The sequence below is a fragment of the Shewanella sp. Isolate13 genome, from assembly GCF_022398325.1.
Classification (GTDB): domain Bacteria; phylum Pseudomonadota; class Gammaproteobacteria; order Enterobacterales; family Shewanellaceae; genus Shewanella.
Window position 1 is genome coordinate 45,877 of the sequence record NZ_JAKEVD010000020.1, and the last position, 12,295, is coordinate 58,171.

The 12,295-nt window shown below is 47.1% G+C and carries 13 protein-coding genes; 9 read left to right on the forward strand and 4 right to left on the reverse strand.

Annotation, left to right across the window (positions count from 1 at the left end; translation table 11 throughout):
• Positions 1-41: 41 nt before the first annotated feature.
• The 7 genes from L1D44_RS13560 to L1D44_RS13590 all read left to right on the forward strand — a co-directional run bounded on the left by L1D44_RS13560 (position 42) and on the right by L1D44_RS13590 (position 6,846).
• Positions 42-923, forward strand: coding sequence for an enoyl-CoA hydratase-related protein (locus L1D44_RS13560; protein ID WP_239891412.1), 882 nt, complete (start codon positions 42-44; stop codon positions 921-923).
• 1 nt (position 924) lies between these two features.
• Positions 925-3,042 carry a biotin carboxylase N-terminal domain-containing protein gene (locus tag L1D44_RS13565; RefSeq protein ID WP_239891415.1) on the forward strand — a complete coding sequence of 706 codons (2,118 nt, stop codon included), beginning with the start codon at positions 925-927 and terminating at the stop codon, positions 3,040-3,042.
• Entirely contained in the window at positions 3,039-3,191 is a 153-nt protein-coding gene (locus tag L1D44_RS13570) for an HlyD family efflux transporter periplasmic adaptor subunit (RefSeq protein ID WP_239891417.1), read from the forward strand. Before L1D44_RS13565 ends, L1D44_RS13570 begins: the two co-directional genes overlap by 4 nt.
• Entirely contained in the window at positions 3,192-4,088 is an 897-nt protein-coding gene (locus tag L1D44_RS13575) for a hydroxymethylglutaryl-CoA lyase (protein ID WP_275660482.1), read from the forward strand.
• A 202-nt stretch (positions 4,089-4,290) separates the two neighbouring features.
• On the forward strand, positions 4,291-5,007 hold the full coding sequence (locus tag L1D44_RS13580) for a CoA transferase subunit A (protein ID WP_239891419.1): 717 nt from the start codon (positions 4,291-4,293) through the stop codon (positions 5,005-5,007).
• A 12-nt stretch (positions 5,008-5,019) separates the two neighbouring features.
• Positions 5,020-5,676, forward strand: coding sequence for a 3-oxoacid CoA-transferase subunit B (locus L1D44_RS13585; protein ID WP_239891421.1), 657 nt, complete (start codon positions 5,020-5,022; stop codon positions 5,674-5,676).
• Positions 5,677-5,805: 129 nt separating this feature from the next.
• Positions 5,806-6,846, forward strand: coding sequence for an aminoglycoside phosphotransferase family protein (locus L1D44_RS13590; RefSeq protein ID WP_239891423.1), 1,041 nt, complete (start codon positions 5,806-5,808; stop codon positions 6,844-6,846).
• Between the two features lie 620 nt (positions 6,847-7,466).
• Here the strand turns inward: L1D44_RS13590 and nrfA are convergent.
• On the reverse strand, positions 7,467-8,852 hold the full coding sequence (nrfA, locus tag L1D44_RS13595) for an ammonia-forming cytochrome c nitrite reductase (protein ID WP_239891425.1): 1,386 nt from the start codon (positions 8,850-8,852) through the stop codon (positions 7,467-7,469).
• Positions 8,853-9,186: 334 nt separating this feature from the next.
• Between nrfA and L1D44_RS13600 the strand changes: the two genes are divergently transcribed.
• Positions 9,187-9,624, forward strand: coding sequence for a hypothetical protein (locus L1D44_RS13600; protein ID WP_239891427.1), 438 nt, complete (start codon positions 9,187-9,189; stop codon positions 9,622-9,624).
• Positions 9,625-9,707: 83 nt separating this feature from the next.
• Here L1D44_RS13600 and L1D44_RS13605 read toward each other — a convergent pair whose 3' ends face one another.
• Positions 9,708-10,055 (reverse strand): RidA family protein, encoded by a 348-nt coding sequence (locus tag L1D44_RS13605; RefSeq protein WP_239891429.1) that lies wholly within the window; start codon positions 10,053-10,055, stop codon positions 9,708-9,710.
• Between the two features lie 174 nt (positions 10,056-10,229).
• On the opposite strand from L1D44_RS13605, the gene L1D44_RS13610 reads away from it, so the two are divergent.
• Positions 10,230-10,721, forward strand: coding sequence for a hypothetical protein (locus L1D44_RS13610; RefSeq protein WP_239891431.1), 492 nt, complete (start codon positions 10,230-10,232; stop codon positions 10,719-10,721).
• A gap of 84 nt (positions 10,722-10,805) precedes the next feature.
• Here L1D44_RS13610 and L1D44_RS13615 read toward each other — a convergent pair whose 3' ends face one another.
• Together L1D44_RS13615 and L1D44_RS13620 are read right to left on the reverse strand one after the other, a co-directional pair.
• Positions 10,806-11,516 carry a molecular chaperone TorD family protein gene (locus L1D44_RS13615; protein WP_239891433.1) on the reverse strand — a complete coding sequence of 237 codons (711 nt, stop codon included), beginning with the start codon at positions 11,514-11,516 and terminating at the stop codon, positions 10,806-10,808.
• A 102-nt stretch (positions 11,517-11,618) separates the two neighbouring features.
• Positions 11,619-12,284: a DMSO/selenate family reductase complex B subunit gene (locus L1D44_RS13620; RefSeq protein ID WP_028768110.1), complete on the reverse strand. Its 666-nt coding sequence runs from the start codon at positions 12,282-12,284 to the stop codon at positions 11,619-11,621.
• Positions 12,285-12,295 lie beyond the last annotated feature (11 nt).

The window sequence follows — 12,295 nt, forward strand, 5'->3', positions numbered from 1 at the left end:
ATAGAAAACATCGACTTAGAAAACACAATGGACAGATAACAATGAACAACTCAGTCACAATAGATACCGCACTACTCAGTCAACAATTACAGTATGTAAGTTGTGAGCTCGATGGCGGCGTAGCACAGATGGTGCTCAACCGAGCCGACAAGCATAACGCCTTCGATGAGGTGATGATTAGTGAAATGATTAAGGTGCTAGAACACTTCGGCCATCACCCTCAGTGTCAGGTCTTAGTGCTAAAAGCCAACGGTAAGAACTTTAGCGCCGGAGCAGACCTAAATTGGATGCGCAAGCAAGCCAAGATGGATTTTGAGCAGAACCTTAGCGATGCCAACGAGCTTGCCAAGCTCATGTCATTGCTGGACAAATTCCCAAAACCAACCATCGCCTTAGTACAGGGCGCCGCTTTTGGTGGCGCACTCGGCCTGATTTGCTGCAGCGATATCGCCATTGCCAATCAGCGTGCCAGCTTTTGCTTAAGCGAAGTCAAACTTGGGCTGATCCCAGCCGTAATTAGCCCTTATGTCACCCGCGCCATGGGCCAGCGTGCGGCTCGCCGTTACATGTTAACCGCCGAACGTTTTAACGCGCAAAAAGCCCTTGAACTGCAGATCATTCACGAGATCGATGATGAGCTAGAGATAGCAGCTCAACCCATCATTGCCGCACTGCTCAGTAACAGTCCCCAGGGAATGGCTTGGGTGAAGACACTACTGTCGACCCTTGAAAACGGCGTAATAGACCAAGACACTTTAGAGCATACCAGTGAGCGCATTGCACGTATTCGCGTATCAGATGAAGGCCAAGAAGGACTCAATGCCTTTTTTGAAAAGCGCAGCCCACAATGGCCAACAACAGATCACTGCCAATCTTGTACTAACAAAAATAATAATGACGCTAGCGAGCAAGGAGCCCAATAACATGTTCACTAAATTGCTAATTGCTAACCGCGGCGAAATCGCCTGTAGGATTATCGACACAGCTAAAGCCATGGGTGTTCGCACTGTTGCACTGTATTCCGATGCCGACATTAATGCCCGCCATGTCGCCATGGCCGATGAGGCGTTTTACCTAGGTGGTAGTGCACCTGCTGAGTCCTACCTTAAGGGCGATTTGATAATCGATATCGCCAAACAATCCGGCGCTCAAGCTATCCACCCCGGTTATGGCTTCCTATCGGAAAACGCCGAGTTTGCCCTCAAGTGCGAGCTGGCCAATATTGCCTTTGTTGGCCCAAGCGCGGCAGCGATCGACTCGATGGGCAGCAAGAGTGCCGCAAAAGCCATCATGGGGGCGGCTAACGTGCCTTTAGTTCCCGGCTATCACGGTGATGCGCAAGACGATGACTTGCTCGTTTCTGAGGCAAATAAGATGGGCTACCCTTTACTCATTAAAGCTGCCTTTGGTGGCGGTGGTAAGGGAATGCGCATCGTTGAAAACAGCAGCGAGGTGTTAGAGGCTATCCATTCAGCAAGACGTGAGGCCATCAGCTCATTTGGTAACGATAAGCTGTTGATGGAGCGCTATCTGCGTCAACCACGTCATGTCGAGGTCCAAGTCTTTGCCGACAGCCAAGGCAACTGTATCTATCTCTCAGACCGAGATTGCTCTATTCAACGCCGACATCAAAAGGTGGTTGAAGAGGCCCCGGCTCCCGGCCTAAGCGATGCACTCAGAGTTAAAATGGGTCAAGCCGCTGTCGCTGCCGCCAAAGCTATTAATTATGAAGGCGCAGGTACAGTTGAGTTCCTACTCGATACCGATGATAGTTTCTATTTTATGGAGATGAACACCCGCCTGCAGGTAGAGCATCCGGTAACCGAGTTAGTTACAGGCCAAGACCTAGTCAAATGGCAGCTAATGGTGGCCAGCGGTGGCGAGTTGCTTCTTAAACAAGATGAAGTGAAGATTAGCGGCCATGCTTTTGAGGTCCGTATTTACGCCGAAGATCCGCAAAATGACTTTTTACCAGCAAGCGGCAAGCTCGACTTTTTACGTGAACCTGCACAAAGTCAATTTGTGCGTATCGACTCCGGCGTGCGTGAAAATGATGTGATCAGTAACTTTTACGACCCCATGATTTCAAAGCTTATCACTTGGGATGAATCACGTCCTCGCGCACTGCAGCGCTTAGTACACGCCTTAGATGATTATCAGATCAGTGGTCTCAAGCATAATATTGAGTTCCTCGCCAACATTGCTAAGCACCCAGCCTTTAGCGATGCCAATTTCAGCACCGACTTTATCGAGCGTTATGGTGATGCACTACTAACAGCCCCAATCGAGGCAACGACACCAAGTAGCGATACAGCATTAGCATTAGCCGCGCTGTATCAGCTTTGTGCTCGTAAAAAACAAGCTAAAAGCGATGCACTAAGCAGCCATGATCCCCACTCGCCTTGGGGCGAAGTCAGTGGCTTTAGGCTCAACAGCGCTAGCCAGCACCAAGTGGCGTTATTAGATGATAACCATGAGATTAACCATCTTGATTTAATTGAGACTCAAGTCGCTGGTCTGTCTCTATATCAACTGCAGCTTAACGACTGCTTGCTCTCCCTATCGGGCGAGCTGATTGGAGAGACCTTACACGCCGAAATCAGCTATGACAGTGCACCGGCGGCGAAAAGCAATAGTCATAAAACTCATGTTCATAAGAGACATGCTCACAAAATCAAAGTTCCCGTGAGCCAAGTCGGCGATGACTTTACCCTGTTTATTGACGCAACTAGCTATCACTACCGTGCGCTCCAGTCTGAAGTGATAGAAGAACAAGATAACTTAGAAGACAAACTCAAGGCTCCCATGAACGGCACCATAGTGACCCAGCTTGTCGCCGTTGGCGATAGCGTAAAAGCCGGTCAAGGCATCATGGTAATGGAAGCGATGAAGATGGAATACACCATAGAGTCCCCCTTTGACGGCATTGTCAGCGCGTTTTTCTTTGAGCCTGGTGAGCTCGTTAGTGATGGTATGTTACTTGCCGAGGTTGAGGCTGAAGTTGAAGCAGAAATAAGCCCAGAAAAGGAACAAGCGGGATGAAGATGACTCATGTAATAAACGCAATAGAGTCCCCCTTTGACGGTGTTGTTACAGCATTCTTCTTCGAGCCTGGTGAGCTCGTTAGTGATGGTGAACTGTTAGCTGAAGTTGAGCCAACAGCAACTGTGGCAGCGGAGGAAAGCGCATAAATGGCAATCTCTTACCCACAACAAGTCAGTATCTTTGAAGTCGGCGCCCGTGATGGTCTACAGAACGAAAAACCTGTCACCACTCAAGATAAAATAGTCTTGATAGAGGACTTAGCGACGGCGGGAGTTAAGCGAATTGAAGCTGCCAGCTTTGTATCGCCTAAATGGGTCCCCCAGATGGCAGATTCTGGCGATGTGCTCAAAGGATTGGCGCGTAAAGATGGTGTCACCTACAGCGCGCTAACCCCCAATTTAAAAGGCTTGGAACTCGCACTTGACGCTGGCGCCGATGAAGTGGCTATCTTTGGTTCGGCTTCTGAAAGCTTTAGCCAAAAGAATATTAACTGCTCGATAGAAGAATCCATCGAGCGCTTTATCCCAGTAATGGAGCTTGCTAAGGCCAGAAATGTGCCTGTGCGAGGTTATGTCTCCTGTACCTTAGGCTGCCCTTATGAAGGTGAGATAAAGTTAAGCGAAGTGGCTAGAGTGTCTGAATTACTTTACAAAATGGACTGTTATGAGATCTCCCTTGGCGACACCATAGGCGTTGGCACACCGCTTAATGCCCGTAGAATGGTTGAAGCGGTGGCGAAAGTGGTTCCCGTTGAAAAGCTGGCACTGCATTTTCATGACACCTACGGACAAGCACTAGCCAATATTCTAGCCTGCTTAGAAACCGGAGTCAGCGTGATCGACTCCTCGGTCGCGGGCCTTGGCGGTTGCCCCTACGCTAAAGGCGCATCGGGAAATTTAGCCACCGAAGACTTAGTTTACATGTTACACGGACTCGGTATCGAAACCGGTATCGACTTAACTAAACTAGTTAATGCGGGCAATAAGATAAGCAAAGCCCTCGGCCGCCAGTCCGGCGCTAAAGTTGCCAGAGCGCTTAGTTAAGCGCCATCAACGAATAAGAAATAGAAGCTGCTAGGTGCTAGGTGCTAGGTGCTAGGTGCTAGGTGCTAGGTGCTAGCATGATTTTAAAACGAAAAAATATAAGCTTGTAAACGTAGATGTGATCCCCCTTAGGTCTACGTTTAATTTCTAGCAGATAGAACGGGCTTAACTCACTCCTAACTATAGGAATAAGGAGATAATAATGGCAGGACTGAATAAGGTCGTCACAAGCTATGAAGAGGCCCTCGAAGGTCTAAGCAATGATATGACCGTCATGGTAGGCGGCTTTGGCTTATGTGGCATCCCCGAAGGCTTAATCGCGCAAATGGTCAAAACGGGTGTCACCGGACTAACCGCTATCTCTAATAATGCTGGCGTCGATGACTTTGGTTTAGGCCTGCTATTAAAGAGCCGCCAAATCGACACCATGATTGCTTCTTATGTGGGGGAAAATGCCACCTTCGAGCAACAGATGTTATCCGGTGAACTTAACGTTATCTTGACCCCACAAGGCACTCTGGCCGAGAAAATTCGCGCAGGTGGTGCTGGCATTCCAGCATTTTTCACCGCAACAGGCTATGGCACACCAGTCGCAGAAGGCAAAGAAACTCGTGAAATTGATGGCCGCCACTATGTGTTAGAGCCAGCATTAAAGGCTGACTTTGCCTTAGTTCGCGCATGGAAAGCCGACACCATGGGTAACTTAGTGTTCCGTAAAACCGCCGCTAATTTTAACCCTATGATGGCAACCGCAGGTAAAATCACTGTCGTAGAGGCTGAGCATATCGTCGAGCCGGGGGAGCTGGATCCAGATCATATTCACACACCGGGCATTTACGTAAACCGTGTTATTCAAGGCAAGTTTGAAAAACGTATCGAGCAACGTACAGTTAAACCAAGCTCTGAATCAAAAGCATAAGGAGGCAGCACTATGGCGTTATCAAGAGAACAACTGGCACAACGTGTTGCCAAAGAGCTTCAAGATGGCTTTTACGTCAACCTAGGTATTGGCATTCCCACCTTAGTGGCCAACTATATCCCTGAAGGCATGGACGTAATGCTGCAATCTGAAAATGGTTTATTGGGCATGGGCGAGTTCCCCACCGAGGAAACCATCGATGCCGATTTAATCAATGCTGGTAAGCAGACAGTTACTGCCGTCGATGGTGCCTCGTTTTTCTCATCCGCTGAAAGCTTTGCCATGATCCGTGGCGGCCATGTGGACTTAACGGTTCTGGGCGCATTTGAGGTTGATGAGCAGGGCTCTATCGCCTCGTGGATGATCCCAGGCAAGCTGATTAAAGGCATGGGCGGCGCCATGGACTTGGTTGCTGGCGCTGATAACATAATCGTCACTATGATGCATGCCGATAAGAAAGGAAACTCTAAGCTATTGCCTAAGTGCGAGCTGCCATTAACTGGCTACGGCTGTATCAAACGGGTACTGACCGATTTAGCCTTTATAGAAATCAAAGATGGCGCGTTTCATCTATTAGAGCGTGCACCTGGCGTATCGGTAGAAGAGATCGTCTCTAAAACAGCCGGTAAGCTTGTGGTGCCTGAGCATGTGCCAGAGATGAGCTTTTAACGAGTAAAAGTAGCGTTAAGCTTATCTTCTCCCAGTAGAGCGTCGGTTTGACGCTCTAATTTAAAGCTAAAACACGGCTTACTAGAGGCTGTGTTTTATTGAGGCCTAAGGTTACACATTATCAAGACAATGAATCCGCCATTTTTAACGCAATATCCTTCTGCCCTTTTCTTACCAGAAGCACCTGAATACAACTTGGCCTGCGACATCATTGATTATCTCGACTTTGACTTCTGGCATCCTCTGACCGAGACCTTAGCGACTGAACATCAGCTTAGCTATTCCAGTTGCACGCGCGTTGCCGAGGGGGCTAATCCGGTGTTTATTTTTGAAGGGCTGAAAAAATTCGTCCTGAAGTTGGTACCGCCGAACTGGTCTCAACAAGCCAGGGCGGAACTTGCAGGCCTTAAACTATTAGCCCAAGTTGAACTAAATATTGAGGTACCAAAGCTCATCTGCCATGGCCGTTTTAGAAATTGGGACTATATTTTTATGAGCTTTGTTGAGGGCGATAATCTCGCTTCTCTTCTGCCAACGCTAGCGCCACAAGAGATACAGGATATTGCGTTTCAGTTAGGCGGTTTCTGTCAGGCGCTACACCGGCTCCCCGTTTCCACAGCCTCGGGGGCGATCACAGAGGAAGCTACAGCGCTCACCTTAGACTGGCCGCTCTTTTTGCAAACGCAGCGCGATAATATTTACCAAAAACGACAACAACAAGGTTTAGTTGAGCCATTCTTATCTGACTTAGAACCTTACTTAAATAACATTAATATCCAATGCAAACAGGGCCCAGCTCATTTCATTCATACCGACCTGCATCCTGCAAATCTGCTAGTAAAACGCACGAGAGATGGAGTTCGGCTTAGCGGAGTAATCGACTTTGGTGACGCTATTATTTGCCCCGATCCCGTATTTGAGTTCACATCACCGGGTCTGTTATTGGCGCTAGGCGATAAAGAGGTATTCACTCACTTCTTAGATGGCTATGGCTTTGATTATAACGATACACAAAGCTTGGTAGAGCAGTGTATGGCGTTATCATTACTGCGCCATACGGGTGAACTCAGCTACATACTCAATACGGTTCCCCATGCCAATATGGCTAAGGGATGGAAGCAAGCTGAGCAGTACCTTTTCCCTCTTCGGTGCAAGGCTACCGGAGACTAGCTAAAAAACGCCAGATAGGTATCACGTTTTGTAGGGTAGGAATAATACTGAAACCTTCTACAAGCTTCAAAGCAGAGAAAGTCGAACTGTCGGGGATACCTGTCCTTTAAAACTTCAAAAAGTACGAGCAAGAGTAAAGCGATTGCATGAGCTTCACAGAGCTAGCCCCCATCTTTCTATATGTAACTTTTTACATGCAAGTAAGATGCTTAAGAATGCCTTATCCAGCTTCCCCCCAACTCTATCGTTAACCTTCAGCTTCAATCATTCTATTAAACTACAACTCAAGCACTTTACTGCCCAAAAGGGTGTACTTTTGGCCGTTCAACTAACTTATCTCTGACTAAGGTTAGTTACTTTGCATAGATAATTAAGCTCTTTACTCCTACCAATATACGCGACTGCACCTGCGAAACCTTTTAATAAAGAAATGGGGTGACTGCTACCACTGGAGGCTGAAATGCCAATAGCAAATACTGGTTTATGGGCTAAAGGTAAACCGTTAGCAGAGCCGTCTCCACAACAAAAAAATTCCGGGAAGTTTCTAACCTCCCGGAATCTTATCTCATCACGGAACGGGTCACAAAAAGTTGTCACCGACTTGCAGCAACACTAAAAGCCTATTCACCGCCATTGGCTGCCTTATAGTCTGCTTCCCACTTAGGCACGACTTTCTCTATAAAGATCGCTTTATCTGCATTCATTTTCTCCATGTCCATTCCTAAGACAGCTTGGGCTTTGGCCTCGGTAGAAATATCTGGAATAGCGACAGCCGTTTTAACGCCTTGAGTGGCTAATACTTTTGCAAGCTTATCCCGCGCTTCTGCAGTTTTAGTTAATGACGTCTCTAAAATACGAAGTCCCTCTTCAGGTGCGTGAGCTGCAATACCATGGGATGCAATGGCAAAATCCCAACGCCACTGAGCGTGACGAATGTCCGTTAACGCCGCGGTCATTTGCTGCTCTGTCGCTCCCGCTTTCCAGGCTGCGTCGGCTTCGAAGTGAGCTTTCACCAATTCAGCTTCAGCCTTTAACTTGAGCGTATTAATCTTGTCTTTATTTGCCTGCACTAGACCTTGCAACTGCTCTTTGGTCTGTTCGTGACAGGTTGCACAGGTAAACTCAAATTTATCAAACGGATTACCAACATTATGGTCAGTGTATTCCTTACCCTCAGCATTGGTTACCCGTGGCATATGACAATCGGTACATGAAACCCCCATGTCGCCATGCATGCCCAATGCTGTCGTTTCATATCCCGGATGCTGAGCTTTTAACATCGGCGCTTTTGATAATTGGTGGGTCCAGTCTTTAAACTTCAGCTTGTCATAGTAAGCTTCCATCTCTTCGACTGAGGTACCGTTATCCCAAGGAAATTTAACCCAGTTTGGATGTTCGGCAGTTTTTTCAAAGTAGTACTCCACGTGACACTGGCCACACACCATATTTTGCTTTTCGCTCTTTTCTGCCTTATCAAATGGTGTACCTATTGCTGCAAAGGCCCGCTCGGCAAATGGCCGTGCAACTCTTAGCTTTGGCGTGCCGGGTTTATGACAATCTGCACAACCGATGACATTAACGATTTCAGGGCCACCTTTAGCCCACTTGCCATTAAAATACTCCCCTTCACCTTGCCCCTCGATAACACGCGGCACATCAGGACTCTTACAACTCCAGCAAGCCATAGGCATAGGCCCTTCATCTTCTTTCATTGGCGCGCCTGTTCGCAGTGTGGTTCTCACATCGGTAATCGCATACTGATGCCCTCTTGGGGCGTTGTAATCTTTAGAAAACCCGTATCCTGCCCACAGGATAACTAAGTTCGGATCGGCGGATAATGCATCGGTAACCTCTTTACTCTCAGCTGTTTTTTGCCAGCTTTGATATTGCTTAGGAAAGCGCTTCTCATACTGGGCATTATCTGCTGGATTCGATTTTGCCACGGCAGCGCTACTAAAAATGCTGATACAGACGCCAGCTATCAAAGGGATAGTGCATGATTTCATAGGTTATCCATCCATTATGTGAGGGTATTTAGATATATGAAATGTAGTCGCTAAAACCACGTTGTCAAAAGCTAGCGCAATTTAGTTTTCTTTTATTTTCAAAGGGGATTTTGCAAATGAATGTAATAATTGCAGCGGCTAAAAATGGGGAGCTCTGCCACTGATATTCACGGCTTACATTAGCGGTATCTGTCACCTGCCCCAGCCCCTGAATTTAGGCTTACCACCCTTGAAATTTAATCGGCGAACTCTACTAGTATTAGTAGTAGAGATAAGTCACCGTCGGTTTAGCAAGGGCGGAGTGAATTCAAATAACTCTGCAAAGGGGGCAAGGTTGAAAATTGATATCTCTGGCAAACAAACCATTTCCGTGTTTCAGTTAACCGCGGTGTTTAGTATGTTGTTTGCTTTGGTGGGATTTAGTTATAACGTCTGGCGCATGGAGATCACCGAATACAACAGCAATGTACGTTCGGCAAGTTTTGAGCTGCTTTTGCAGCTATCTGAACTCGAATCGATTGTATACGCCGCACACTATGATAAAGATGTGATTCTAGGCAACCCACGTAAAGGCTGGGTGAAGGTCAATTTAATTGCCGACTTAAGCATGATAACCGAACCGGAACTCAGTGTGGCAGCAGAGGAGCTGAAACTAAGCTGGCAATCAAATTGGGAGTTGCTCCCTCATGATGAGGCCAGCGCACAAGCGGTAGTGACTGAAATTGATGATACTCGCGCCCAAGTGCGTCAGCTACTTAAGCAACTAGATTGAGCCAGTGCTTTTGCTAGCTCAACCTAGACTAACTTAGGTTTTATTTCCTAAGGCGGGCTTAATCTCTGTCCCGTCAGCGGGTCTTAGTTAACCGCCGCAACAAAGGCAATTTCAACCAAATAAGCAGGGTCTGCAAGCTCTACTTTCAAACAAGCACGGCTTGGAGCACAACCTTCTGGCAACCAGACCTGCCATGCCTGATTAAAGGCTGCCACGTTTGCGAAATCAGTAACATAAATAGTCACCGATAGTAGGCGTGACTTATCGCTGCCCACACTGGCTAAGGTCGCTTCTGCCTGCTCAAAAATTTGTGCAGTCTGGCTTTGCATATCACCCTCTACATCGGCAGCAATCTCAACAAAATGCGCGATGTTGTTAAACACTGTTGCATCGGACCAATTTGCACATGGGTTAACGCGTTGAATATCCATTTTAAACCTTAAAAACTCATCGAAATAAGAGGCAGATTTTAGCAGAAATAGATTATTTACCTAGCTATATCGCAAAGAGAACGCCAATTTGCCATGCCGCGCACATAGCCCAATATGCTTTGATGCTAAAATTCAATTCTTGTGTGTTTTACTTTTAATTTTTAAGTTACCGACATGACTCTTAGACGCTCTTTAGGCCAACAATGGAGCAAATCCATTCTAGCCAACCGCTTAGCATTAACTTTAAAAAAGTCAGACAAAGTACAGCAGTTATTTGGTGGTGCCACTTCACTAGCGACAGTCACCAATACCATTGCTGCACTGGTATTTGCTGAGGGCGAACCGGTTTGGCTACCGCCAATGGAGAGTAGCGAGCAGACGCCGCTCGAGCATGAGCTTGCCCTGCACTGCTTGTTCGCCGCTAGCCGTCTGCTGTTTGTCAAAGAGATTGAGCAAGGTGAGCTAGGACAGGCAGAACATTTAGTGCTAACCATTGCCTATCAATGGAGTCAGTCACTCATTAATACCCCAACCCACACCTCCGAACAGACACTCAGCAGCGATGCCCAGCGCCTCTGCCAACTATTGCAGACGATCAATACTCAGCTAGAGAAGGTTCGCAGTGAAAAACGTCACTCCAGTCGCAATATGGGCAGTCATTTTTAAATATGACTCAAGGTTGAACTGAAAAAAAAAGCCCGCAAATAGCGGGCTTTTTATTATTTTAGACTTCACATCAGCACTAACGTATTAGCGGAATAAACGTTTATCCACTGGTAACACTTGGAAATCTTGCTGCAGTTGCAATAAGAAGTCAGTGGTTAACAAGGCAAAGCCGCGATAAAAATCCGTCTTGGCATGCTCATTCGCTAATTGGCAGCAGCGCATTGCCCAAGGCAACAGGTGCTGCTGCAACAGCACTTGAGTAAAGCGGATCAAAGCTTGGTTGTCTGTTTCGCTCTGCAAGCGACCAAATGTTTGATCGAGTACAGCAAAAAACAGACCTATATGGTCAATGGGTTGCTTATAATCGAGTTGTAACTCAACGCCATGAGCCCGATAAAAATCCATCAGTTCAACCGTGGTTCTATCGTTAATTAACTGCTCTTCACACAGGTAAACTGAGCCTTGCGGCACAGCTGTCGGTTCGCCAGGTCCAAAGAAAAGTTGGCCGTAATCCAGCTTTAAGGTAATTAATGCCTTCTCTGCATCCGCTGCACCCGCCTCGCTCGACCATTGCTGTAAAAAATCTCCCAGCATTCGGCGACCAGCGCTATTTTGCTCGCGGCCGCCAAACTCAGGCCAGCTGCCAGCAACATCACACTCTTTTAAGCCGTTGATAAAGTCGGCCTCAGGATAACGAATAAGGCAATGATGCAATATTCGCGCTACCCCTTGGTACTCGACAAAGTCCACTGCTGCGATAGATGAATGACTTAACGACTCAGATTTTGAAGACATAATTTACCTTACAAGTTAAGCGGGCCATACAACCCGCAGCGCTTGTGATCCTTAAATACTAATGCATTGATAGCTAACTAATACCTGAACTTATAACCGAAGTTATACTTCAGTTGGGTTTAGGATATCGCCGCCTTGTCCACCATTCACGTTAGCCTTAATGATAAGGTTCGGTGAAGTAATAGACTCAGGTGGTAATGGTGCGATATGACCATCGCCGTTACCGTACTTAGCGCGTAGGTTATCCATAGTGTCAAAGTCTAGTGCACGTAGTGGGCAAGACTCAACACACACAGGCTTACGGCCTTCTGCGATACGCTCGAAACAACCATCACACTTGGTCATCACTTTACGTTCACGGTCAATTTGTGGCGCATCGTATGGACATGCACGAGCACAGCTCTCACAGCCGATACATAGGTCTTGTGCAACATGTACTAGGCCATCTTCGCGGCGTTTATGCATTGCACCTGTTGGACACGCTTTAACACACACAGGCTCTGAACAATGGTTACAGCCAATTGACATATAGTAAGCAAATACACTTTGCTCGAAACAGCCATTTTGGCCTTCAGTCCACTGCCCACCACCGTATTCGTATACACGACGCCAAGTCACGCCATTTAGCGCAGGAACACCATTTTGCTCTGGGTTGGTGTTGTTACGGATCTCGTTACCTTGACGGTCTTTACAAGATACATGACATGCTTTACAGCCAGTACACTTAGTGCTGTCGACGTAAAAACCGTATTGAGTTGCTTCAGTCATAATTAACTACT

What these genes read in the sequence shown, in the direction of transcription:
- L1D44_RS13560 (WP_239891412.1), top strand. Translation starts at nt 42, where the DNA reads ATGAACAACTCAGTCACAATAGATACCGCACTACTCAGTCAACAATTA.
- L1D44_RS13565 (WP_239891415.1), top strand. Translation starts at nt 925, where the DNA reads ATGTTCACTAAATTGCTAATTGCTAACCGCGGCGAAATCGCCTGTAGG.
- L1D44_RS13570 (WP_239891417.1), top strand. Translation starts at nt 3,039, where the DNA reads ATGAAGATGACTCATGTAATAAACGCAATAGAGTCCCCCTTTGACGGT.
- L1D44_RS13575 (WP_275660482.1), top strand. Translation starts at nt 3,192, where the DNA reads ATGGCAATCTCTTACCCACAACAAGTCAGTATCTTTGAAGTCGGCGCC.
- L1D44_RS13580 (WP_239891419.1), top strand. Translation starts at nt 4,291, where the DNA reads ATGGCAGGACTGAATAAGGTCGTCACAAGCTATGAAGAGGCCCTCGAA.
- L1D44_RS13585 (WP_239891421.1), top strand. Translation starts at nt 5,020, where the DNA reads ATGGCGTTATCAAGAGAACAACTGGCACAACGTGTTGCCAAAGAGCTT.
- L1D44_RS13590 (WP_239891423.1), top strand. Translation starts at nt 5,806, where the DNA reads ATGAATCCGCCATTTTTAACGCAATATCCTTCTGCCCTTTTCTTACCA.
- nrfA (WP_239891425.1), bottom strand. Translation starts at nt 8,852, where the DNA reads ATGAAATCATGCACTATCCCTTTGATAGCTGGCGTCTGTATCAGCATT.
- L1D44_RS13605 (WP_239891429.1), bottom strand. Translation starts at nt 10,055, where the DNA reads ATGGATATTCAACGCGTTAACCCATGTGCAAATTGGTCCGATGCAACA.
- L1D44_RS13610 (WP_239891431.1), top strand. Translation starts at nt 10,230, where the DNA reads ATGACTCTTAGACGCTCTTTAGGCCAACAATGGAGCAAATCCATTCTA.
- L1D44_RS13615 (WP_239891433.1), bottom strand. Translation starts at nt 11,516, where the DNA reads ATGTCTTCAAAATCTGAGTCGTTAAGTCATTCATCTATCGCAGCAGTG.
- L1D44_RS13620 (WP_028768110.1), bottom strand. Translation starts at nt 12,284, where the DNA reads ATGACTGAAGCAACTCAATACGGTTTTTACGTCGACAGCACTAAGTGT.